Raw genomic sequence first — 23928 nt, forward strand, 5'->3', positions numbered from 1 at the left:
ACATGGTCACAACTCGCGCTTCAACGGATGAGATATGGATTTGGCTGGACGGAGTTCCTGATCCTGAAATTCCTGTAATTTCGGTTGTTGATCTAGGTGTTATCAGAGATGTTTCCTGGCAGGATGATGTTCTGGAAATAACGATCACGCCGACTTATTCGGGCTGTCCGGCTATGTCTGTCATCTCACTGGATATCGAGACAGAGCTTGCAAGAAGAGGCTTGAAGAATACCAGGATCAAAACTCAGATTGCACCTGCCTGGACAACAGACTGGTTATCAAAAAAAGGTAGAACTGAGCTAGAGAAGTTCGGTATTGCTCCACCGCGCCCAGCGGGTGGCCCAGAGCGGTGCCCGCATTGCAAATCTCTTGATGTGGAGAAAATCAGTCAGTTTGGCTCAACCCCATGTAAGGCTCAATGGCGGTGCAAAACCTGCCTTGAACCTTTCGATTATTTTAAATGTATTTAGGAGGTGGAAATGGTTCAGTTTCATGATCTAGCAGTCACAGATATTAAGAAAACCATTCGCGATGCAGTCGTGGTGACCTTAAAACCTGAGGATGCTGATGCATTCGATTTTGTTCAAGGTCAATATCTAACTTTTCGCAAAAAATTTGACGGCGAGGAGCTAAGACGTTCCTACTCTATTTGCGCTGGTAAAGATGATAATATTCTACAGATAGGCATCAAACGTGTTGATGGTGGTGCCTTCTCAACCTGGGCAAATACAGAACTAAAGGTTGGTGACCGGTTGGAGGCCATGCCTCCGATGGGGAATTTTTACAACTTAAATGAAAGCCCGTCTGACCCGGACTATTTATGCTTTGCAGCTGGTTCTGGTATCACACCGATCTTATCCATTTTGCGGACAGGTTTGGCGCGTGACCTTACGGCGCGATATACCCTTGTTTATGCGAACCGTAATGTAAACACGATCATGTTTCGTGAAGAGCTTGAGGATCTAAAGAATGAATATTTGGATCGATTAAGCATCATCCATGTTCTTGAAGACGATTCTCAAGATATCGAATTATTTTCGGGACGTATTGATGCGGACAAATGTGCCGGATTGTTTGAACATTGGATTGATCTCGAAAATGTCGATACCGCCTATATTTGCGGTCCAGAACCTATGATGTTGACAGTCTCTGATGCTCTGAAAGCAAATGGTCTTAGCAAAGATCAAATCCGCTTCGAGTTGTTTGCCAGCGGCCAACAAGGGCGCGCAAAAAAACGTGCTGCCTCTGCTGATGCGCAGACGGCTGACGTCTCTGCGAAAATAACTTTAGCCGGTGAAACGCGTTCATTTGAGATGTCCAACGATACAAGCCTTCTGGAAGCGGCTTTGCAGAACAAGCTTGATGCGCCATTTGCCTGTAAATCGGGAATATGTTCCACTTGCAAGGCCAAGGTTGTAGAAGGTGAAGTTGAGATGATCGCCAATCACGCTCTTGAAGATTATGAAGTCGATGCAGGCTTTGTTCTTACCTGCCAGTGCTATCCAGTTTCCGATAAAGTGGTTTGGGACTATGACCAGGCAGGTGGTTAGGTATACAAGATTGCTTGGTAATTAGACTTAAGTACGACTACAGCTCGTGCTTAAGTGAATTGCATGACAGTGGTTGACTCCCTTTCTACTAGGGCGCATTTTCTGGGCATCTCAAGCGCTATTCATACCAATGTTTAATAGCACGCGTACGGAATAAATCACTCCAAGTACTCAAACTTAAAGGCCGGGAATGCCTTTTAAACAAAGCTTGCTGACAATCTGCGCATAATCTTCACGTTGTTTTTTACCTGCACCTGCATTCCACATGTAAAACCAATTAAGCATGCCAAAGAGTGACATCGTTGCTGCGCGTAATTTATCTTTGTCACCATCGAAAATAGCAGGCGCTATGCCATCCACCAGGACAGCAACGTGTTTGACCAAATCGCGTTGGTAGCCAACTAAAATATCTTGCTGCTTCTTCGGCAGATGTTTAATGGCTTCGGCCTGTAGCCGATGCTCATTATCGGCGCCTTTATATGCAAGCAGTATTTCTAGAATTGTTGCTTCCAATCGCCCCTCTGGCGTCAAATCCTCTAATGACATGGAGCATATGCGGTCTCGCAATTCAGACAAATAATTATCCAATATGTCGAAAAGTATATCGTCCTTGCTTTTATAATAATGATAGATGTTAGCTTTGGAAATTTGGCAGGCTTTGGCAACGCTGCTTACGGATGCTCGGTCAAAGCTCTCCTCGGCAAATAATTTTGCTGCTCGATCCAGGATCAAGCGGCTTTTATCATCATAGTCTTTAGCAATTGTGCGGGCCACTCAGCGCTCACCTTCTCTATTATCGACAACACGTTGGGCTTTGCCTTGTGAACGCTCCACAGCGCCAGGATCTCCAACGACGATCTCGGTTGATATTCCTACCACATCTTTGATACGCTTTGTAAGCATGCGAGCGGCTGCATCCTTGCTGAGCTCGTCAGCAGCATCAGCATTTGCTTCCACATGTACGCGCATCGCATCCATGCGACCTGCACGGTATAATTCAATTTGGAAATGCGGTGCAAGACCACCTGTTGCCATTAACTGTTCTTCGATCTGAGTGGGAAATACATTTACACCACGCAGTATGATCATATCATCAGTACGACCTGTAATTTTTTCCATACGACGCATGGCACGAGCTGTGCCCGGCATGAGTCTGGTTAAATCTTTTGTCCGATAACGGATCATCGGTATTCCCTCTTTAGTCAAAGTGGTGAAGACTAATTCGCCTCGCTCCCCATCTTTGACAGGCTCCAAAGTGTTTGGATCGACAATTTCTGGATAGAAGTGATCTTCCCAAACGTGCAAGCCATCTTTCGATTCGACACATTCATTGGCAACGCCAGGCCCCATAATTTCTGACAATCCATAGATGTCCACAGCATGCATGTCAAAAGCGCGTTCAACCTCATCACGCATAGCATTGGTCCATGGTTCTGCCCCAAAAATACCGACTTGTAATGAACTTTCACGCGGATCCAGTCCCTGTTTATGAAATTCTTCCAAGATATTGAGCATATAAGAGGGTGTTACCGTAATAGCTTGTGGTTTGAAATCGTTTATCAGGCCAACCTGTTTTTGTGTTTGCCCACCGCTCATAGGCACAACCGTTGCGCCTAAACGTTCAATGCCGTGGTGAGCGCCAAGCCCTCCTGTGAAAAGGCCATAACCATAAGAATTGTGAACCATTTCACCGGGCCTTACGCCTGCAGCTCTCAGCGAGCGTGCAACCATATCGGCAAAGACATCGCAGTCATTTTTGGTATAGCCCACAACGGTGGCTTTACCTGTTGTTCCTGACGATGCGTGAATTCGTTGAATCTTCTCGCGTGGTACTGCGAATAAACCGAACGGATAATTATCGCGAAGGTCATCTTTAACAGTGAATGGGAATTTTGAAATGTCGCTCAATGTTTTCAGGTCATCCGGGTGGACACCCTTTTCATCGAACCGCTTTTTATACATCGGAACATTATTATAAGCGTGATTTAACGACCACTTCATACGTTGCAACTGAAGGGATGAAATTTCATCCCGACTGGCAATCTCTATAGGCTCCAGTTCTTCACGTTTTGCTCCAAGATCTTTCATTTTATTCCTCCGAAAAAAGGTGCCCGCTGATCGCCCGAGATGCGCCTCTGAACACAGCAATAATTTCATTATTCTGATTGGTAACAGTCACATCAGTTATGCCGTTGCGACCTGTAAGATTAGTTTCTTGAGCGTTGGCTGTCAGTATGTCCCCTACCTTCGCGGGCGCTAGATAACTGATCGAATTGTGCTGTGCGACTGTGGATTGATTGCGGCTATTGCATGCAAAGGCAAATGCACTATCGGCAAGCGCAAAGGTAATTCCTCCATGACAAATACCGTGACCGTTGGCATGGTGAGCCTCAATTTTCAAGCGTATCGTTGCACAACCTTCATCGACTTCAACCATTTCCATGCCAATCCAAGTGCTGGCATTATCGTCATTCCACATGGTTTCGGCGGATTTTTCGGCGCGTTGTTTTGGTGTCATGTTCATTGTCCTGCGAAATTTGCTGCCCGTTTTTCTAAAAATGCGCTGACGCCTTCGGCATAGTCAGATGTTTCACCGCAGAGCTTCTGGCTTTTAGCCTCCAGCTCCAATTGTTCATCCAATGAATTCGTGTGTGCAGCCTGAATAGCCTTTTTTGTCATGCCGAGACCAACTGTCGGGCCATTGGCCATCTGAATTGCTAAGGCCTCTGCATCCTTCATAAATGTTTCATCTGGTAGGGCTTTCCAGATTAAACCCCACTCGGCAGCCTGAATGGCGCTGAGCGGTTCGGCTGTCATTGCCAATGCTTTTGCTCGTGCTTCACCTAAAAGCTTGGTTAAAGACCAACTTCCGCCACCATCCGGCACCAAGCCAACTTTGGCAAAAGACTGAATAAACTTTGCACTTTCAGTCGCCACGACAATATCGCAAGCCAGTGCGATATTTGCGCCAGCTCCCGCCGCTACCCCATTTACTGCACAGATTATCGGAATATCGAGAGAGCGTATGAGACGTACGAGAGGGTTATAAAAATTTGCAATTGTTGTACCCAAGTCTGGTGGTGTATCCATTTTGGAAGGATCTCGGTCACCCAAATCCTGACCCGCACAGAACCCGCGTCCAGCGCCAGTAAGTAAAACAGCGCGCGCGCCGTTATCGCGTGCACTTTCAAGCGCCTTACGTAATGCTAAATGCATTTCGTCATTAAAACTATTTAGCCGATCAGGTCGGTTCAACGTAATCTTGACTAGATTACCAATTTGTTCGGTTAGAATTGTTTCACTCATATGATGACCTCCCGCATTCAGCATTTTCATACTTGCATAAACCGTCTGGTTGGTCAATAATAGAGTTCTGAGAGAGGTAAAGGAACTTCAAATGCGGGCTCAATTGGTTACTGTTGATATGGTTGATGAGATCGCGATCGTTCGCGTCGATAATCCGCCGGTAAATGCAACATCAACCGCTATGAGGATTGGTCTGTTGGATGCTGTGCATGAAGTGGAACAGCTGGGCGCTCTAGCTGCCATCCTGATTTGTAAAGGTAGAACATTTATTGCTGGTGGCGATATGAGCGAATTTGACGCGCCACCCGTAGAACCGCACTTACCTGATGTTGTGCAGGCGATAGAAGATAGTTCAGTGCCGTTTATTGCTGCGATGCATGGAAATGTGCTTGGCGGTGGGCTTGAGATTGCTATGGGTTGCGCTTGGCGTATTGCGCTTGAAGGTACAAAATTTGGAATGCCTGAAGTCAATGTAGGGCTTATTCCGGGTGCAGGTGGAACGCAGCGCTTGCCTCGTTTGGTTGGAACCAAACTTGCATTGGATATGTGTGCCAACGGCACAATGATTAAAGCAGAAGAATTTTATTCAGCGGGTGGGGTGGATCTCATCGTTGCGGCTAATCTTGAGATCGAGGCCATTGTGTTTGCAAAAAAGAGCAAATGTCGCCCATCAAAAATTTGTACCCGTACAGCCTTACAATGCAGTGCTGAAGACTTGAAGCTTGCGCGTATTCAGATTGAAAAGAAGGCCAGAGGGCGACAGGCGCCACTTCTGAATTTTGAAGCCGTCCAGTGGTCTGCTGAACCTTTTAATGTAGGGCAGCCTAAGGAACGTTCGCTCCATTTGGAGCTTCGACAGTCTGACGAAAGTAAAGCATTGCGCCATGCTTTCTTTGCCGAACGGTCTGTTGCCAAGCCATCAGTTATTCACGGTGCTCACCCGCTTGAGATCAAAAAAGTAGTTGTTGTTGGCGGCGGATTGATGGGGTCTGGTATTGCAACATCCCTTTTGAATGCTGGCAAGATTGTTACGCTTATTGAGCGCGATGAAAGTGCATGTGAGCAGGCCATTCAACGTGTTGAGCAAAATCTAACCGCTGCAGAGAAGCGTGGTTTAATTACATCAGAGCAAAAACTAGCGCGTTTGAAGCTCTTTACCACAACTCTTGATTACCGAGATAGCAACGGACATGATCTGGCTATTGAGGCGGTTTTTGAAGATGTTGCAGTAAAACGCAAGGTGTTTAACTCTCTCGGAAAATTTATGGATGAGGATGCAATATTAGCAACCAATACATCCTATCTGGATCCACAAAACATATTTGAGGGAATCGCAAATCCGGAGCGTTGCGTAGGACTGCACTTCTTTAGCCCTGCTCATATTATGAAATTGTTAGAAGTGATTTATCTGCCACAAACGTCGGCACAAACAGTAAGCACGGCATTTGCATTAGCGAAGACCCTTCGAAAAACGGCAGTCCTTTCTGGCATTTGTGATGGGTTTATTGGTAACCGTATTTTGGCTGCATATCGGCGAGAAGCAGAATTTTTACTTGCAGATGGCGCATTACCCGAAGAGGTTGATCAAGCCATGCGAGACTTTGGCATGGCAATGGGGCCTTTTGAAGCGCAAGACATGAGCGGTTTGCAAATTGCCTGGGCCAATCGAAAATTGCAAACTCAAACACGTAATCCAAACATGCGATATGTGACAATTGCGGATCATTTATGTGAGATTGAAAGGTTTGGTCAACGCAGCGGCAAAGGCTGGTATGATTATCCGAGCGGACCAAAGTCAAAAGTGGCGTCTGAGGATGTTACCAATATCATCGAAGACTATTCTACGGCCAACAACATTACCCGCAGAAATTACTCCAACGATGAAATTGCAGACCGTCTATTAGCCATCATAGCTAACGAAGGTGCGTTGATTGTGGAAGAAGGAATTGCTGAAAATGCGGCAGCGGTAGATGTGGTCAAATTATATGGCTACGGCTTTCCTCGCTGGCGCGGTGGACCCATGCATTTTGCCCTTCAACACAAACGCAAGGCCTTTTCACAGATTCTAAAACAAAGTGCAGCGGAAAGCGGTGAGACATATTTGATAGCCGCGGCCTTCCGCGACTGATCCAAGCTTAAAGAGGAAGACTAAAATGACACTTCAAGATGTACAATCCTTTGCCCACGGCAAATGGATACCGGTCGGAACAGGCGCGCGCAGCATTGAAAATGCGGTCACCGGAGAGGTCTTCGCACAAGCGGGTAATGCCGATCTTGATGTACAAGCTATGCTTGATCATGCACGCGATGTGGGTGGGCCTGCATTACGCAAAATGACTTTTCATGATAGAGCACGAATGCTCAAAGCGTTGGCGCTTCACTTAGGCAAACATAAACAAGCACTTTACGACATGTCATTTGCGTCGGGTGCAACACAATCCGATCATCTGATTGATATTGATGGGGGCATCGGCACAATGTTTGTTTTTGCGTCCAAAGGGCGTCGGGAAATGCCAGATGCGCATGTTTATCTTGATGGTGAGGTTGAACAGCTTAGCCGCAATGGTACATTTTTGGGGCAACATATATGCACGCCTCTGCAAGGTGTTGCGGTGCATATTAATGCATTTAACTTTCCCGTTTGGGGTATGTTGGAGAAGCTGGCTCCGACCCTGCTTGCAGGTGTTCCTGCGATTGTAAAGCCAGCAACAGCGACCTGTTATATTACCGAATTAGCGGTACGCATTATGCTGGACAGTGGCATATTGCCAGCGGGCAGTTTGCAACTTGTGTCAGGCGGGTTGGGCGATATGCTTGATCGATTGACATGCCAAGATGTTGTCGGGTTCACCGGCTCTGCGTGGACGGCAGGGAAGCTGCGCTCTATGCCACATATTTTGGAAAATTCAATTCGCTTTGTTGCAGAGCAGGACAGTCTGAATTCTTCGATTCTTGGCCCTGATGCCAAACCGGGAACACCTGAATTTGATCTCTTTATCAAAGAAGTTCAACGGGAAATGACGACAAAGGCTGGGCAGAAATGTACAGCTATTCGCCGTATCTTTGCACCAAAGCAACATGTGGAGGCTGCCATTGAGGCACTTTCTGCGCGTTTGGAGAAAACGCTGATCGGAGATCCCTCGAATGAAGCGACACGCATGGGTGCACTCGTATCCAACGATCAAAAACGTGATGTACTACAGAAGGTAGATATCATTGCGAAGGAAGCCGAGCGGGTTTTTGGCAACCCTGACAGTTTCGAGGTGAGCGGTGCTGATGCTGCAAAGGGCGCATTCTTGCCTCCTATGCTGTTTCATTGTGCTGATCCCGACAAGGCAGAGCGCATTCATGATACGGAGGCATTTGGTCCTGTTTCAACTATCATGGGATATGATAATCTTGATCACGCAATCCAATTGGTCAATCGTGGGCAAGGTAGTTTGGTCGCTTCTGTGATTACCCATGATCCAGAAGTTGCCAAAAATGTTGCTCTTGGCGCAGGTGCATTTCATGGTCGTCTTTATTTTAATAATCGAGACAGTATGAAAGAAAGCACAGGGCATGGCTCTCCATTGCCTCATATGGTTCACGGTGGTCCGGGCCGTGCTGGTGGTGGCGAAGAATTGGGTGGTGTGCGCGGTGTGACACATTACATGCAACGCACAGCGGTTCAGGGTTCGCCAGATATTTTATCCGCCATCGGTAATGTTTGGGTTCCAGGCTCAGTTGAGAAAAAAGCGCCTGCGCATCCGTTCACACGGACTTTTCATGAGTTGGAAATTGGTGAAACAATTCACACAGCACCGCGAACCATTACTATTGAAGATATTGAGCATTTTGCAAGCTTTACCGGCGATACGTTCTACGCTCATATGAATGAAGAAGCAGCCAAACGAAACCCGTTTTTCCCCGGCCGGGTTGCGCATGGTTACTTGCTTTTAAGTTTTGCAGCAGGTTTGTTTGTGGAACCAAATGAAGGACCCGTGCTGGCAAATACGGGACTGGATAGTCTGCGTTTTATGAAACCGGTTGAGGCTGGTGATGACATTCAAGTGCGGTTAAGTGTTAAGAAAAAAACACCGCGCAATGATGAATATGGTGAGGTGCGCTGGCATGTAACCCTGACCAATCAGGATAAGGATTTAGTTGCTGAGTATGAGCTTTTGACCATGAATGCCTACGAGGTTTGATTGCTTACCAGCCTATTGAAGGGGTTTAAGCTATCCCTTCAATAGACTACAGATTGCCGAGTGGCACTGAGCAAACACTCCATTTTTGAAAAGCCAGATATGGAGCCATGTGTTATCACGGAGTGCCATTTTGCGCCAATGGTGGAGCGCTAGAAGTCTTATTGCTGCGCGGTCTTGCTCATCAAAACTTTTTAAAGATGTGCTCAATTGTTTGGTGGCGGATAAGTAATTTTCAGCGGTGACCTTAATATTATTAGGTATGGTACGTTCTAAAAACCAGTCGGGCACATTGTCGATATCAATGGTCACTTCCATTGTTGTTGATTGAGACTGATCCACGCCACACGGCACCCAGACGACGTTCTTGAAAACCTGTAATTTGGGGAGATGTTCGTCGCAAGTATCATCCATCTGCAATTGTAGTTTCCACCCAGCATCATATTTTACATCTTCCCGATAGACATCTTTATAGGCCAATCTGGTTTGCAAAATGCCATTCTCAGACAATCGATATATTGATTGCCGCCCAACTTTGTTTGAGACAATCCAACCATCCTTTTTTAATCTGTGTAATGCAACGCGAATAGCTTCTGGCTTTATGCCGATATGGCCGAGCAGATATCTGATGTCTTTACCTGCAAGTGATACAGGCTCTTCTCTACCAAGATCACCAAATAGAGTGACAATAAGAGACCAGACTTTGATAGTTTCAAGTTTCAGCAACTCGTCGATATATTGGCGTGGCGTCTTCACAGATATAAATTCCGATATGAATTTGGATTTAAAAATCAGGCCACTATTATCATCAAGCATTATCCTGCGCTAGTAACAACACCCAAGTATGCTTTGTTTCAAGTTGATTTTGGAAGAGTTGGGGCCGTATCTGTTTAGCGAAGTTTATAAGGTTCGGACAGGATAAAGTACATACCAGCTAGAGGTAACATCCAGCTCGAATCATATATCAGAACCAATTGAACCATGTAAAAGCTTAGTAACGGTCGATGCAGAAGATACCAATTGAGTGATTATATTGTTTGATATTTTTGGAGTGGCGCTCGAAATTGGTAAGGACACACCAAAGCTACCAATTACAGCGCCATTTACTCCAAGGATTGGTGCCGCATAGCCGACTGTTCCAACAAACGTTTCTTCCCAAGAGATACAATATCCTAGGGTTCGAGCTTCTTTGAGTTGTTTATTAATATCATCAACATCGATGATGGTTTTATTGGTAAAACGTTGTAGCTCACCCGATAGGTATTTGCTTTGTTCTACCTCAGGTAAATAGGCCAAGATAACTTTTGGTGCTGCTCCGGCGTGAAGAGGAAAAGTAGAGCCTATTCGTTCATACACGCGCAGTCCTTCATTTTTGCCGACAATCTGATCAATACAAACCGCAACGGATCTCGATGCATCATATGCACTGAGTAAAACGGTCTCCTGAATTGCATCTGCTAAACGTGCCATTTCTTTCTGAGAAACGGATTTTAATTCGAACCCATCGCTGGCCCTTATGCCCAATTCAATCGAGGCTAAACCCAGCGAGTACCTGCCTGTAGATGCTATCTGTGTTAAATAACCGGTACTTGCCAGAAATCGGACAAGACGATTTACAGTAGAACGATTGAGCTTCGTTGCTCGGACTAATTCGGCTTGGGACCAAGTTGGACGATCAACTTGAAACATGTCGAGAACTGTAAAAGCTTTCACGAGCAAAGCCACACCGGCTGAAGGATCTGACTTGACTTCCATATCCAGTTCCCTTTAACGTGTAATTACCCATTATATGCGCAAGCATCCCACTATATGATACATTATTTAAGTTTGACTTCAAGACCAAATCAGAACTCATACCGTTCAATATGAACGGAAGAAAGGGAGATAATATGACAATTTTCAGGAAGACAATCGTGGGGGCAATTGCCGCTGGATTGATCGCAACATCGGCTTATGCAAATGATACTAAATCCATAGCGATTTCAACAATTGTAGAAGTGCCTGCGCTTATTGCTGCGCGAGATGGTATTCTCGCAGCTCTTGCGGAGCGGGGTTATGTAGAAGGTGAAACTCTGAAAGTTGATTATCAGAATGCAAATGGCAGTATGCCAACCCAACAGCAAATTGCTAAGAAGTTTGTTGGTAATGCGCCAGATGTTATTGTGCCAATTACCACACCAACTGCGCAATCAATGATCGGTGCCACGTCTGATATTCCGATTGTATTTGCAATGGTTACTGATCCGATTGGTGCACAATTAATCACGCGTTATAAGCAACCGGGAGCCAATGTAACTGGTGTATCTGATGCGGCACCTATTGAGCCTCAGCTTGATTTGATGCGCGAATATATTCCAGATCTGAAAAAAATAGGATTTATTTATAATCCCGGTCTTGATAATGCGCTGGCCACTCTTGCAACAATTAAGAAGCATGCAGAACCACGCGGATTTACCATTGTTGAATCCCCTTCGCCGACAACTAACGAAGTTATATTGGCTACAAAAAAGCTGATTGGCGAAGTCGATGCAATTTATGTACCTAATGATACAACGGTTGTTGCTGCGCTTGAGGCAATTATCAAGATTGGGGAAGATGTCGACCTGCCAGTCTTTGTTGGTGAAACAAGTGCCGTAGAACGTGGTGCTATTGCATCTATCGGCTTTGATTATCTTGCTGTTGGCAAGGTGGCGGGCGAAATGGTTGCAGATGTGTTGGATGGTAAGGCTGTTGGAGATATCGATGCGGCTATTGCTTACCAAATCTCTGATAGATTAATTGTTGCGGTTAACAAGGGCGCGGCGGAGCGAATGGGTGTTGCAACCCCAGACGCTGCCCTATCTAGAGCAACTTTGATCACTGAGTAAGCCTGTCGAGCGCACAGTCTCTTGGCTGTGCGCTATGACGGCTGGAACCTTCAAAGGCCCACTAAACCGTAAGCGATTGTTGTTCTCACGAAAGCAAAAACATGTCATTATACGAACTTCTGGGTACGCTTGAAACCGGATTAATCTTTGGGATCGTCGCGTTAGGCGCCTATCTGACATTTCAAATCCTTGATTTTCCAGACTTGACGGTTGAAGGTAGCTTTCCTTTAGGTGCAGCGGTTGCTGCAATCTTGATGGTTGGAGCAGAATGGAACCCTTGGCTTGCCACGCTTGGTGGTGGTTTTGCAGGTTTTATTGCCGGTTTTATCACTGCATGGCTGAACGTGCGCTTTAATATTCTTCATATTTTGGCTGGGATACTTGTAGGTATCTCGCTGTACTCCATCAATTTACGCATTATGGGCGGACCAAATGAACCCCTGTTGCGTGTAGATACGGTATTTACCTCTCTGGAGATTTTTGGCATTCCCGGCTATATTATTAACCCGATATTTCTGGGTGTCTTTGTCTTGGGGGTTAAGCTGTCGCTTGATGCTTTTCTGGCGACAGGTTGGGGCATATCCATGCGTGCTTCAGGTGCAAATCCTGCGATGGCAGAAGCCAACGGGGTAAATGTTGGTCACATGAAACTATACGGTGTTGGTGTTGCGAATGGGCTGACCGCAATTGCGGGGGCGTTGTTTGCTCAGTCATTTGGTGCAGCCGATGCATATATGGGTATTGGCGTGATCATCGTTGGATTAGCGTCCGTGATTGTGGGCATGTCTATTCTGCCGTCGGGGACTATTTTTCTTGCTACATTCGCCTGTGTTATCGGTGCTATTCTTTATCGCCTAGCTGTTGCATTTGCTCTGAATGCTGATTTCATTGGGTTTCATGCCTCAGATGTACAGCTTGTAACTGCGGTTCTGGTCGCCGTTGCTCTTATTGCGCAACAAAGCGGGTCATTAAAATCCTTGTTTAAACGAGGGGAAAAATAATGATCAATCTGTCGGATATAAACGTCACTTTTGGCAAAAACACTCCGCTTGAGACACGTGCGCTGCGCGGTGTTGATCTGAATATTCCTAAAGGGCAGTTCCTAACAATTATTGGCTCCAATGGTGCCGGAAAGTCAACGAGCCTTAACGTTATCTCTGGTCTTGCAAAAGCAGAAAGAGGGCGCGTTGAAGTCGATGGGCAAGATGTTACCAGTTGGCCAGTTCATAAACGCTCGGCAATGTTATCGCGGGTATTCCAAGACCCAAAGATGGGAACTTGCGAGGATTTATCGATATTGGAAAACTTTGCATTAGCCTATGGCCGTACAAATCACCGCGGTATGCGGTTTGCTGTAACGCCACAGATGCGTGATGAAACGGCTGAAAAGGTCAAAGTGCTTGGTCTCGGGCTTGAAGATCGCCTTAATGATAAAGTTGGCCTGCTCTCCGGCGGACAGCGGCAAGCGGTTAGTCTATTAATGGCGGCTACAGGTGATACAAAAGTTCTATTATTGGATGAACATACTGCGGCACTTGATCCCAAAACAGCTGACTTTGTGTTGGATTTAACCCGTACCATTATTCATGACCTGGAATTAACAGCAGTTATGGTGACCCATTCCATGGCACAGGCATTGAACACGGGTGAACGTACGGTGATGTTCCACCAGGGGAAAATTATTTTTGATATTGCCGGAGTCGAACGAGACAAACTTGAAGTTAAGGACTTACTTGATTTGTTCCGAAAACAGCAGGGTGAGGAACTCGCTGATGACTCACTTTTACTGGATTGAACCAAAAGACCGAGAAAACAACAAGATTTTATAAGGAACCCACTCATGCCTTGGATTGATACCATTCCCTACGATGAGGCCGATGCAAAACTAAAACGGCTATATGATCGGGTTAAAGGGCCAGATAATAATGTCGATAACATCATGATGATGCATAGTCTGCGTCCGCATTCGATGGAAGGGCATATGGCTATTTATAAATATGTTCTCCACCATTCAGGTAATACAATACCGAAGTGGTTTCTGGAATGCCTCGGGGTTTGGGTATCCTTTCTGAATGAATGCGATTATTGCGTTGAGCATCACTTTGGTGGCCTTAAACGGTTGTTGAACGATGATGCAAAGTCTGCTGGTATTCGAGCGGCAATTGAAACCCGTACCATTGATCAGGCACCTCTTGATGAGGCCCAGAAAGTGGCAATGGAATATGCTCGCCAACTAACTCGTGATGCGGGCGGTATGAATGAAAACATCATCCACCGTCTCCGTGAAGTTGGGTATAGTGACGGCGAAATTCTCGAAATTAATCAGGTGAGTGCTTATTTTGGCTATGCCAATCGCACTGTTTTGGGACTGGGCTGTTCAACCAAGGGCGACATAATCGGTTTGTCGCCTAATAATTCCAACGATCCGGATGATTGGAACCATAGCTGATTTTGCGCCTTTTTCGTACAAGGAAACCAGATATTGACTTGGATAAAATATATTCCCTTTGAGGAGGCTACTGGTCGGCTTAAAGCTATTTATGATAAATACAAACGTGCAAATGATACGATTGCAAATATCATTACAGCGCATTCGATACGACCCCATATGCTTGAAGGCCACATGGCATTCTACCGCTCGGTGATCGGACATGGCTCAAATGAATTACCTTTGTGGTTTCTTGAAGCTGTTGGCGTTTATGTCAGCGCGATAAATAAATGCGGATATTGTATTGAGCATCACAGTCATTTTGGTGGATTAGCCTATGATGGTACTAATGAGAACTGGGCAAATATGACAGAAACATTACTGGATGATTGCCCAGAGAAGGCATTTGATGGCAAATACCTTGTGCTGTTGGGCTATGCAAAAGCACTGACTGTTGATCCATCTTTACTGAACGAAAACGATATCGCTAATCTCAGAGCTGCTGGTGCTGATGATGGCGAAATTCTGGAAGTAAATCAGGTCACCGGTTATTTTTCCTATGCCAATCGCACCGTTTTGGGGTTGGGTATTACGCTAGCTAACGAAGTACACGCTCATTGATTTTATGTAAGATTTAAACAAAATTTTATAATGAAATCAATATATTATAATCAAACCAGTCATTGCTCAAAGGTCGATTTCTATAGTGATATCTGCTTTAGCCGCACGAGATTGACATAAAATAATAGCGTCTTTTCGTTGTTTTTTCGACAATACAAAATCTCTGTGCTCGACCTCTCCACTAATCAGGCCACATTTACAAACGCCACAAATTCCATCGGAACATTTCACATCCACATGTATGCCGTTCTGCGCAAGAATATCTGTTACAGATTTATCCGTCGGAATATCAAGTTCTCGCCCACTTTTTGCCAATTTTACCTTGAATGGATAGTTCTCATATTCTGGTAATTCAGGGACATTGAAATATTCAATATGCTGTTCTTCTTCATTAAAGCCAGCACGTTCTGCCGCCTCTATGACGGACTTCATATAAGGCTCAGGCCCGCAAGTATACACATGATCACCGGTTTGGTATCCACCCAAAATTTCATTCAGGTCCGCGCGAGTATGTTCGTCGCTAAAGTGCAGTTTCACTTTCTCGTGCCAAGGAAATTGTGCAAGGTCTTCTAAGAAGCCAGCATTTGTGCGAGATGAACATGAATAATGCACGGCGAAGTTTGCCCCAATGGTATGTAGACGATGAGCCATTGCGATCATCGGAGTGATGCCAATGCCGCCGCCCATTAAGAATGTTTTTCGAGCTGTTTCATCAAGTGGAAAATGGTTGATGGGTTTTGAGATAAATATCTTGCGTCCTTCGGTGAAAATACGATGTAAAAGCTGCGAGCCACCTCGACCCTGGTCTTCTCGCAACACGCCAATTTGGTATTTGCTTCTATCAGTTGGGTCGCCCGACATGGAATATTGGCGCAGGAACTCTGGTGCGACCACGATGTCCAGATGTGCGCCTGCTTGCCATTCCGGAAGCGGTGATCCATCCAATGTTGAAAATTCGTACTTGGTGATACCTTGGCTCATTTGTACGGCTTTTGTGATCTCAACACGGATTACCGGTGCGTCCCCCTCAATTTTATATTCATGTGCCAAACCATACGTATCGCCTTGCGCAAGGCGCGTTTTATACTGCTTGGCGGTAATCATGGCTTGATAGGCTTCTATCCCCTTTTCTCGATCCATTGGAAACGGAAATGGCCAAGGATGAGGGGCAAGATTAGCAGGATAGACTGCCAGTGTTTGATCTTTGAATTTGAGATCCAGATTCTTTTGAAGATCGCGCTCATTTACCTGATGTCGGGTGGGGCGATAGGCGCCATCATCCTGAATTTCGAGGTCCCACCACCATTTTTTGATTACATTGCGTTCACCATTACCTACGGCATCATCCAATTTTGCAAGCATGGGTGCAGCTTTTGGAATGTTCATTGCGGCCCAACGAAACGGAGCTTCAGCAAAAATACCTTCGAGGTTCCAGGGGCAGGTTTTCATGCAACGACCGCACATTGCCCCACCTAGATTTGTGATGCGATAGGTCGTGCATTTTTGGCTATCGGATTTCCAAGTTTCATAACCATTGAACATCAATTTTGGCCCAGCGGTAATGGCCCCAGACGGGCATTCGCGCGCGCATTTGTTGCAGCTTTCGCAGAATTGTTGCAACCCAAATGAGATTGGTTTGTCGTGCGTCATTGGCATATTGGTGGTAACAACGCCTGACTTCAAACGTGGGCCAAGGAATGGATTGAGAATAACTTCGCCAATCCGGCTAACTTCGCCAAGGCCGGAGAGTAGCAAAAGCGGCGGTTGGAGCACCTCTCCGTCCATAACTGTATGTGCTTTTGCTTTATAACCAAGTTGTCGAATTTGCTTGGCAACAATGCTGCCCAAAATGGAAAAACGCAAATAGGCACGCATTGACTGAGATACAGCGATCCAGTCATCTCCTGAGGCGCCTTCCATGGTCTCATAGCCTTGATCAATAACCATTGAAATGGCTTGATCATGTGGTGGGGTGATTGGTTCACCCGTGGCATCGTGTGAATACCAGGTCCATTCAGGACATCGCGAAATCCCTGTTGCATCAACACCTAAGAAATACGACATAGCTTTAATGTTTTCAGCATTGCGCAATGCATTGGCGGTTTCATTTGTTTGGGTGGGATTAGGTTGCCCGTCCTGAAGTAAAACAAATGCACCAAGTGCTCGCCGTTGTGCCATCGAGGGGGCTGATTTTCGCACATATTGCCCGTTGCGTGACGCGTTTTGATTGCGTTTTCCCATGTCGCCAAACAACGAGCGCGCAAACATATCGGTGCGTTTCGGGACGCGAGGAACACGGCTTTCGTCGATGTAGGTCGTAGGGTGTTCAACCCGCTTTAGCGTTTCAAATGGATGCGCACCATCCACAAAACGCCGTTTTGCATAGGGGTCAATATTTCGGGCGCTTTTGGCGGTGCCTACCCCCCATTGCCACGCAAAGCCATGTGTTTTGGATCTCGGTTGATCCTTTAAAGGGACCAGAGGTTTATCATGAGAAAACTCAAATTCTGTTGTTACCACTGCAATGGAAAAGTCTTGACCTAAATAGGGATTAACCAGTTCATCACCTTCAATTGTTGCAAGCCCTGAAGCGGCGGCTAAATGATGAAGATCTATATCTGTTGTTGTATGGCTGTGCGCGCGCGCATCATAACCCAATAAGCGGATATATTGCGCAAGTACAACCGCAGCTTCCATGGCGCGCAATGCTGAACGTGCTGGCCCTGCGCCCTTCAACCATGTGTTTCCCGGTTCCTCATCGCGAACTTCACGCGGATGTTCGACAACAAAAACAAGTGCATGTTTGTGACTATCCATGCTTTTTGGTGGTGCATTCATCGCATCACGTAGGTCTGCCATAATGACATCAATACCCGATGCCAGAGACTTCGTTTGATCTGTACGTAATTTCTGCGCTAGAGCATCTATATCGGGATTGTGACACGAATTTTTCAACATCATTTGAGGTGTGAAAGCGCAAGTCGCAGACATCGCTACATCTGAAAAATATCCAAATGCTTTGAGATGATTGGCACGTTCATCAAGATCGTCGGGAACGGTCGCCTGGGCTTTGTTTATCAAGCCATCGCGAATGGCATCCAGCATGGCTTGCGCCTCGCCCATAGCATTGACAATATTTTCCGGATTTTTTTCATCCAGAAAGCGCATTTGCTCGAATTTGGGAAGGTTGGCTATGTTCGAAATATTGTTGGTACGTGATAGGCGCTCCAATGGGTAGGGGCCAAGGTGTACAGGACGTTTTTTATCAGAAAAATATTTCAAGTTCCAAATTCCTCTAGATGCTAATCAGTTACAGACGCATCAGATTAACGTTTTCACCTTCTGTCATTTTGTCGATTGCCGCCATCAATATGTCAAAGGTTTCTGGGTCAAGTTTATCTGTAAAATGCCCGTTTAGTTCTCGGACCAATACATGGCATGTTTTCATTTTTTCAATGCCTAACTCTGTAAGTGTAACTTCAGTGAGCCGTTTGTCACCTTCAATACCGCTTCGTTCCACATATCCGCGTTTTTCCATATCCTTTAACAGACGCGATATGGCGGGCCTTGCTATGCATATATATTCGGCAAGGCCTGAAGGTGTGTTTACATTTTCCATGCCTGCTCCGCGCAATACACACCACATTAAACGGGTAACACCATGTTGTGACAATTGTTTTTCAAGCCTTGCTTCCATAATTCGGGCTAAAAGTGTGACTTTAAAACCAACGCGATTATGCAATGTGAATTCTTCAGACAATACAGCCCTCCAGCAAATTAGTTGACTTACACCATAGCCTATAGTTTTATATAGTTAACATAGATAATTATCTTAGTTAAGCGTTATTACGCACATTTGGAGGGAGAAAATATGCGACAGGAATTTAAAGGATTACGCAGTTTTGCAATTTCAGCTATATCGATGGCTGGTATCATTACAGGTGTTACATTTGCGAATGCAGCTGAGTTAAAAGTTGCTCATTTTATGCCGGCGACGCACCCAATGGACAAAGGTGTTATGACGCCATTAGCGGAACAATTGAATGAGGCAACAAACGGTGAGCTAACGATCCGAATTTTCCCGTCTGGTGAACTCGGAAAGGGACCAGCCCAACAATATAAACGTGTTGTGACAGGGGTAGCCGATATTGTTTTTGGTATACCTGAATATACGCCGAAGCGATTTAGTAAAACAGCGATGGTGCATTTACCTGGATTATTTCCAGGTGGTGAGGCAGCGACCAATGCACTTTGGGACAATATCGATCTTCTTGCAGATGAATACGAAAAAACAAAGCTGCTCGGTTTGTGGGCAAACAACCCATCTGTATTAATTACGCGCGATAGGGCTGTGCGTACAGTTGCAGACATGCAAGGAATGAAAATTCGAACGCCAAACCCTGTCATGGCAGATTTAGTGAAAGCATGGGGTGGTATTCCCGTCTCAATGCCAACAATCGACACATATAACGCGATGAATACGGGTGTCATTGATGCTGTGATGATTGGCCCATCAGGCATTCGTTCCTACAAACTTAATGAAACTGCAAAATATGTCACAACCAATATGCCCTCAGCGCTCGATAGTTTTTACCTGTTGATGAATAAATCAAGCTGGGAAAACCTGAGTGATGAACACAAAGCTGCGTTGGATGGTCTTACAGGTCGAGAATTAAGCTTACGTGGTGCAAAATCTTTCTTTGAAGCTGGACAAGCAGGTCTAAAATTGGCGCAAGAAACTGGTTTGGAGCTAATTGAGATCGACGCAGAAGCAGACAAAGAATTCCGAACACAAATGCAAAAAGCATTGGATGCATTTGTCGCCAACGTCGGTAGTGAGAAGAATATTGACGCAAGTGCATTAGTTGATGCATTGGCGGGCAAATCATAAGTGTCCGGTGAAAAATTAAGTTCAGCTGCTGAAGGAGTGGCTGGCTGGCGCAACTGGATCGAGGTGCCGTTGGTAATCGGCGGTGCCTTGATTGTATTTGGGCTTATGGGGCTATCCGTGACAGATGCACTTTTGCGATCATTTCTCAACATGCCCATCTTCGGTGCGAATGATTACGCCCAAATACTTTTATCCTTTTTGGTTTCCATTAGTTTACCGCTGTGTGTCTTAGCTGGCCGACTAATTGCAATAGATACATTAAAAGCGATGGCCCCCGCAAAACTGCAAAAAACCTTGGACTGGATTATATCAATTTGCGGCTTCACGATGCTTAGTTATCTTGCGTGGCGTGCATTTTCCAATGCATTGGATGCCGCTGACTTTGGTGAAGCAACGCTCTTATTGCAGCTGCCCTTCGGTCCATCCTATTACGCTGTAGCAATTGGCTGCACTTTTGCAGCACTTATGCTTTTGCTAGAGAGATTATTGCCATGAGCCCTGAAATATATGGCATTCTAGGATTTGCGGCCTTATTCATGTTTTTGGCTATAGGTGTGCCGGTTGCGGTGTCGTTGCTCATAGTGGGTTTCGTTGGCACAATCTTTTTGTCGGGCTTTCAAGCTGCGGCATTCACGTTAAGTGGGCAAGCCTTTGCCACGGTTACAGTTTATCAATTGACCATCATTCCCCTTTTTATTCTTATGGGAAACCTTGCCTCCACAGCTGGTCTTAGTCGGGATTTATTTGAAGCGGCACACAAAATTGTTGGGCACCTACGTGGTGGGTTAGCTGCAGCAACCATTGTAGGCTGTGCAGGATTTGCGGCGCTATCAGGCTCCTCTATCGCTTCAGCGATAACCATGGGTAAAGTCGCCTATCCAGAAATGAAGCGGTTTAACTATGGAGCGCGGCTTGCAACCGGTTCAATAGCTGCCGGCGGGACGCTCGGTATTCTCATTCCACCATCTACGGGGTTTGTGATCTATGCTGTTCTCACAGAAGAATCTATTGGCCGACTCTTCATGGCAGGAGTTATTCCAGGCCTACTGCTGACAACAATGTTTCTCATTGCAATTGCAATTGTGACTTTTATCTGGCCTAGCGAAGGGCCACGTGGTCCAAATTTTACAATGAGGGAGAAGATACGAAGTTTATTCCGCGCTACAGGAATTGCTATCATTATCCTGATCACGATTGGTGGAATCTACACTGGGTTCTTCACCCCAGTTGAAGCCGCAGGTGTTGGCGCATTCTTTGCTTTAATTATGCTTATTTTACGTGGAAAGTGTACATTTAAAAACCTCTACCATGTGAGTGCTGAGACACTTAAAACGACGGGTATGGCATTTTTTATTTTGGTCGGTGCAAATGTATTTGCCCCTTTTGTTGCTTTGTCTCACCTACCAACAACAATAGCTGGCACAGTGACAGGTTTTGAACTTGGAACATATGGTACATTAGCCATCATTCTTTTTGGTTACATTATTTTGGGTATGTTCATTGAAGGCTTATCTTTATTGGTCATCACCCTCCCAATTGTGTTCCCGCTCGTGACGGGTATGGGTTTTGATCCGATTTGGCTCGGTGTTATTATGGTCATTGTTTTGGAAATGGGACTTATTTCACCGCCTGTGGGGGTAAATGTTTTCATTGTTAAAAGCGTTGTGCCTGACGTAAAAATTGAAACAATTTTTGCTGGTATCATGCCATTTTGGTTAGCTATGATCGCGACATTAGCCCTCATAGTCGTATTTCCACAAATTGCGCTTCTACTGCCAAATGCGATGTATAACTAACTTGGTATTTCTAGATAAGATTTTGGTACCTCCCGCCGGAATCGAACCGGCACTCCGTGAGGAATTGGATTTTGAATCCAACGCGTCTACCAGTTCCGCCAGGGAGGCCCGAGGAGCGACATACTATATGCATTTGAGTTAGGCAAGTCTGAAAGAGAATAAAGCAAATTAAAAAAATAGCACTCATTCTCGCATGATCTATTTTGTAGGTTGCAACATGATCAAAATTTCTTTTGCCCATTCGCCGATAATTGGGATGAAATCTATTGTTGATAGAAAGTAAACCAAAACGGAAACAAGTACTGTTGCACCAACAACTGAACCTAGGCCGAATGCCAATCCTCGCATGAATTGAAACCCAAGCATTCGCGGCATTGAATTGTGAACTTTGATATAACGATGATTATTAATTTTGCTCAATTCATCGCGCAGCGAAGAAATTTGTATCTCGAGGTTCTGATCTGACATAAATGGCCTTTTGAAGCAGTAATCTTCTTTAGATTTTAGTTTACAAATTTGTATATAGAGCTACAAGAACCATATCCCAAGATAATACTGGATTACCAAATGATCAGACGCCTTTATGATTGGACCATGTCACTTGCTGCGACACGTCATGCTGAAAAAGGTTTGGCCAGTGTATCATTTCTAGAAAGTTCAGTCTTCCCAATTCCGCCGGATGTCTTGCTGATCCCAATGGTGATTGCAAATCGCGATAAATGGGTCCGCATTGCGCTTATTTGCACATTATTTTCTGTTCTCGGTGCGTTTTTGGGATATTTTATTGGTGCGTTTTTGTATGAGACGATCGGTAAAGCTGTTTTGGAGTTCTATGGAAAAGCAGATTCGTTTGATAAGATTTCACAATGGTATAATACTCACGGTGGTTGGGGAGTACTTTTTGCTGCGGTCACGCCGTTTCCCTATAAGGTTTTAACGATTTTTTCCGGTGCAACTGGCTTGAATCTAATAACGTTTGTGGTGGTAAGCATTATTGGTCGAGCGGCGCGTTTTTTCCTAGTGGCATATTTGCTTCGCAAATTTGGTGAGCCAATTAGATTGTTTATAGAAAAATATCTTGGCCTCCTTTTTGCCCTATTTTTGATATTGCTTATTGGTGGGTTTTATGCGGTGCGTTACGTTTTTTAGGGGTTGATATTGTCTAACGAAAATTCGTTGCTGGATTCATTAAAATTACCAACATCCAATGACCATAAAGAGGTATCATTTTATCTCGCAATTGCCATGGCAATTGTTGTGGGCTCTGCGCTCGCGTTCGAACATATCGGTGGCTATATTCCTTGTGCATTATGTCTTGAACAACGTACGCCTTATTATGTAGGCGCTCCGATTTTGGTGTTAGCTGCGTTGTCAAAAATCATCACGGTGCCAGCTATTATTACACGATTGCTGATTTTAATCGCAGGCCTAATTATGCTTTATGGCATGGGGCTTGCTGCATTTCATTCCGGCGTTGAGTGGCTATGGTGGCCGGGGCCTGAATCATGTGGTGCTGCTGCTGACGGGCTATCTGGCAATGCAGGCGACTTGCTTGCTGATTTGAATGCAAAGCGCCCTCCTTCATGTGATAAAGCAGCATTACGCGTCTTTGGATTATCATTTGCGGGCTGGAATGTATTTACAAGCGCTGTCTTGGCATTTTTCACACTGCGATTGGCTGTCAGAAAAGCTTAAGGCTGTAGTTCTGAATCCCAATAAAGATAATCAAGCCAGCTTTCATGTAAGTGGTTTGGCGGGAATAGCCGGCCATTTTTGTGTAGATCATGAATAGTTGGTTGGTAGGGTGTTTGTCTTGGAAACATTTTAGCTTGTTGAGGAAGCTTGCCGCCTTTTTTCAAATTGCACGGCGAGCAGGCAGCTACAATATTTTCCCACGTTGTTTCTCCACCGCAACGGCGGGGGATAACATGGTCAAACGTTAAATCTTCTTTGGAATAGCAATATTGGCATTCAAATTTATCACGCAGGAAGACATTAAATCGTGTGAAAGATGGATGTTCTGGAGGTTTGACATAGCTCTTTAAACAAACCACGCTTGGAAGTTTCATTGAAAAACTTGGTGATGAAACTTCATGTTCGTATTCTGAAATAATATCCACGCGATCTAAAAACACAGCTTTGACCGCATCCTGCCATGACCAAAGCGACAGCGGATAATAACTCAGGGGCCTATAGTCCGCATTTAATACAAGTGCGGGCAGAGACTCAGGCGACACAGCAATCGTCAAGTTCATCTCCTGATCGATACAACGTTCTCAGTT

At 45.3% G+C, this 23928-nt stretch carries 24 protein-coding genes and 1 tRNA gene; 14 read left to right on the forward strand and 11 right to left on the reverse strand.

Annotation, left to right across the window (positions count from 1 at the left end):
- The first annotated feature begins 2 nt into the window (after positions 1 to 2).
- Positions 3 to 470 (forward strand): 1,2-phenylacetyl-CoA epoxidase subunit PaaD, encoded by a 468-nt coding sequence (gene paaD / locus AB2J24_RS15335; protein WP_367386093.1) that lies wholly within the window; start codon positions 3 to 5, stop codon positions 468 to 470.
- Between the two features lie 9 nt (positions 471 to 479).
- Positions 480 to 1550, forward strand: coding sequence for a 2Fe-2S iron-sulfur cluster-binding protein (locus tag AB2J24_RS15340; RefSeq protein ID WP_367386094.1), 1071 nt, complete (start codon positions 480 to 482; stop codon positions 1548 to 1550).
- A 177-nt stretch (positions 1551 to 1727) separates the two neighbouring features.
- On the opposite strand, the gene AB2J24_RS15345 is transcribed toward AB2J24_RS15340, so the two are convergent.
- Genes AB2J24_RS15345 through paaG form a run of 4 tightly spaced genes read right to left on the reverse strand, consistent with a single transcriptional unit; the run spans position 1728 to position 4856 of the window.
- Positions 1728 to 2324, reverse strand: a complete 597-nt coding sequence (locus AB2J24_RS15345; protein ID WP_162654738.1) for a TetR/AcrR family transcriptional regulator — start codon at positions 2322 to 2324, stop codon at positions 1728 to 1730.
- A complete protein-coding gene (gene paaK / locus AB2J24_RS15350; RefSeq protein WP_162654739.1) occupies positions 2325 to 3638 on the reverse strand; it encodes a phenylacetate--CoA ligase PaaK in 1314 nt (437 codons plus the stop codon).
- 1 nt (position 3639) lies between these two features.
- Positions 3640 to 4068: a hydroxyphenylacetyl-CoA thioesterase PaaI gene (gene paaI / locus AB2J24_RS15355; protein ID WP_162654740.1), complete on the reverse strand. Its 429-nt coding sequence runs from the start codon at positions 4066 to 4068 to the stop codon at positions 3640 to 3642.
- Positions 4069 to 4070: 2 nt separating this feature from the next.
- Entirely contained in the window at positions 4071 to 4856 is a 786-nt protein-coding gene (gene paaG / locus AB2J24_RS15360) for a 2-(1,2-epoxy-1,2-dihydrophenyl)acetyl-CoA isomerase PaaG (protein WP_367386095.1), read from the reverse strand.
- Positions 4857 to 4947: 91 nt separating this feature from the next.
- On the opposite strand from paaG, the gene AB2J24_RS15365 reads away from it, so the two are divergent.
- Together AB2J24_RS15365 and paaZ are read left to right on the forward strand one after the other, a co-directional pair.
- Positions 4948 to 6984, forward strand: coding sequence for a 3-hydroxyacyl-CoA dehydrogenase NAD-binding domain-containing protein (locus AB2J24_RS15365; protein ID WP_367386096.1), 2037 nt, complete (start codon positions 4948 to 4950; stop codon positions 6982 to 6984).
- Positions 6985 to 7009: 25 nt separating this feature from the next.
- Positions 7010 to 9046 carry a phenylacetic acid degradation bifunctional protein PaaZ gene (gene paaZ, locus AB2J24_RS15370; protein ID WP_367386097.1) on the forward strand — a complete coding sequence of 679 codons (2037 nt, stop codon included), beginning with the start codon at positions 7010 to 7012 and terminating at the stop codon, positions 9044 to 9046.
- A gap of 30 nt (positions 9047 to 9076) precedes the next feature.
- Here the strand turns inward: paaZ and AB2J24_RS15375 are convergent, their stop codons facing one another.
- Positions 9077 to 9859 (reverse strand): hypothetical protein, encoded by a 783-nt coding sequence (locus tag AB2J24_RS15375; protein WP_367386098.1) that lies wholly within the window; start codon positions 9857 to 9859, stop codon positions 9077 to 9079.
- 141 nt (positions 9860 to 10000) lie between these two features.
- Entirely contained in the window at positions 10001 to 10798 is a 798-nt protein-coding gene (locus tag AB2J24_RS15380) for an IclR family transcriptional regulator (RefSeq protein ID WP_367386099.1), read from the reverse strand.
- Between the two features lie 134 nt (positions 10799 to 10932).
- On the opposite strand from AB2J24_RS15380, the gene AB2J24_RS15385 reads away from it, so the two are divergent.
- The 5 genes from AB2J24_RS15385 (at position 10933) to AB2J24_RS15405 (ending at position 14959) form a co-directional block, all read left to right on the forward strand.
- Entirely contained in the window at positions 10933 to 11910 is a 978-nt protein-coding gene (locus tag AB2J24_RS15385) for an ABC transporter substrate-binding protein (protein WP_367386100.1), read from the forward strand.
- A 101-nt stretch (positions 11911 to 12011) separates the two neighbouring features.
- Positions 12012 to 12911 (forward strand): ABC transporter permease, encoded by a 900-nt coding sequence (locus tag AB2J24_RS15390; RefSeq protein WP_162654747.1) that lies wholly within the window; start codon positions 12012 to 12014, stop codon positions 12909 to 12911.
- Positions 12911 to 13705: an ABC transporter ATP-binding protein gene (locus AB2J24_RS15395; RefSeq protein WP_367386101.1), complete on the forward strand. Its 795-nt coding sequence runs from the start codon at positions 12911 to 12913 to the stop codon at positions 13703 to 13705. Before AB2J24_RS15390 ends, AB2J24_RS15395 begins: the two co-directional genes overlap by 1 nt.
- Positions 13706 to 13750: 45 nt before the next feature.
- Complete coding sequence (locus tag AB2J24_RS15400; protein WP_367386102.1) at positions 13751 to 14359, forward strand: carboxymuconolactone decarboxylase family protein; 609 nt, start codon at positions 13751 to 13753, stop codon at positions 14357 to 14359.
- Between the two features lie 33 nt (positions 14360 to 14392).
- The gene (locus tag AB2J24_RS15405) at positions 14393 to 14959 is read left to right on the forward strand and encodes a carboxymuconolactone decarboxylase family protein (protein WP_367386103.1); all 567 of its coding nucleotides are present in this window, start codon (positions 14393 to 14395) and stop codon (positions 14957 to 14959) included.
- Between the two features lie 66 nt (positions 14960 to 15025).
- Here AB2J24_RS15405 and AB2J24_RS15410 read toward each other — a convergent pair whose 3' ends face one another.
- Together AB2J24_RS15410 and AB2J24_RS15415 are read right to left on the reverse strand one after the other, a co-directional pair.
- On the reverse strand, positions 15026 to 18241 hold the full coding sequence (locus AB2J24_RS15410) for a 2Fe-2S iron-sulfur cluster-binding protein (RefSeq protein ID WP_367386104.1): 3216 nt from the start codon (positions 18239 to 18241) through the stop codon (positions 15026 to 15028).
- Positions 18242 to 18269: 28 nt separating this feature from the next.
- Entirely contained in the window at positions 18270 to 18719 is a 450-nt protein-coding gene (locus AB2J24_RS15415; protein WP_162654750.1) for a MarR family winged helix-turn-helix transcriptional regulator, read from the reverse strand.
- Between the two features lie 111 nt (positions 18720 to 18830).
- Between AB2J24_RS15415 and AB2J24_RS15420 the strand changes: the two genes are divergently transcribed.
- From AB2J24_RS15420 to AB2J24_RS15430, 3 genes are read left to right on the forward strand one after another with little or no spacing between them, the layout of a single operon-like run.
- A complete protein-coding gene (locus AB2J24_RS15420; protein ID WP_367386105.1) occupies positions 18831 to 19850 on the forward strand; it encodes a TRAP transporter substrate-binding protein in 1020 nt (339 codons plus the stop codon).
- Positions 19851 to 20345 (forward strand): TRAP transporter small permease, encoded by a 495-nt coding sequence (locus tag AB2J24_RS15425; protein WP_162654752.1) that lies wholly within the window; start codon positions 19851 to 19853, stop codon positions 20343 to 20345.
- Positions 20342 to 21646, forward strand: a complete 1305-nt coding sequence (locus AB2J24_RS15430) for a TRAP transporter large permease (RefSeq protein ID WP_367386106.1) — start codon at positions 20342 to 20344, stop codon at positions 21644 to 21646. Before AB2J24_RS15425 ends, AB2J24_RS15430 begins: the two co-directional genes overlap by 4 nt.
- 23 nt (positions 21647 to 21669) lie before the next feature.
- Here the strand turns inward: AB2J24_RS15430 and AB2J24_RS15435 are convergent.
- A tRNA-Leu gene (locus AB2J24_RS15435) sits at positions 21670 to 21754 on the reverse strand.
- Positions 21755 to 21844: 90 nt separating this feature from the next.
- Positions 21845 to 22114, reverse strand: coding sequence for a DUF5665 domain-containing protein (locus tag AB2J24_RS15440; RefSeq protein WP_162654754.1), 270 nt, complete (start codon positions 22112 to 22114; stop codon positions 21845 to 21847).
- Between the two features lie 99 nt (positions 22115 to 22213).
- Between AB2J24_RS15440 and AB2J24_RS15445 the strand changes: the two genes are divergently transcribed.
- Together AB2J24_RS15445 and AB2J24_RS15450 are read left to right on the forward strand one after the other, a co-directional pair.
- Positions 22214 to 22795, forward strand: coding sequence for a YqaA family protein (locus AB2J24_RS15445; protein ID WP_367386107.1), 582 nt, complete (start codon positions 22214 to 22216; stop codon positions 22793 to 22795).
- Positions 22796 to 22804: 9 nt separating this feature from the next.
- On the forward strand, positions 22805 to 23341 hold the full coding sequence (locus AB2J24_RS15450) for a disulfide bond formation protein B (protein WP_367386108.1): 537 nt from the start codon (positions 22805 to 22807) through the stop codon (positions 23339 to 23341).
- On the opposite strand, the gene AB2J24_RS15455 is transcribed toward AB2J24_RS15450, so the two are convergent.
- Entirely contained in the window at positions 23338 to 23895 is a 558-nt protein-coding gene (locus AB2J24_RS15455) for an HNH endonuclease (RefSeq protein ID WP_162654756.1), read from the reverse strand. The two genes, AB2J24_RS15450 and AB2J24_RS15455, sit on opposite strands and share 4 nt — an antisense overlap.
- Positions 23896 to 23928 lie beyond the last annotated feature (33 nt).

Source organism: Lentilitoribacter sp. EG35 (assembly GCF_040784015.1).
Classification (GTDB): Bacteria; Pseudomonadota; Alphaproteobacteria; order Rhizobiales; family Rhizobiaceae; genus Lentilitoribacter.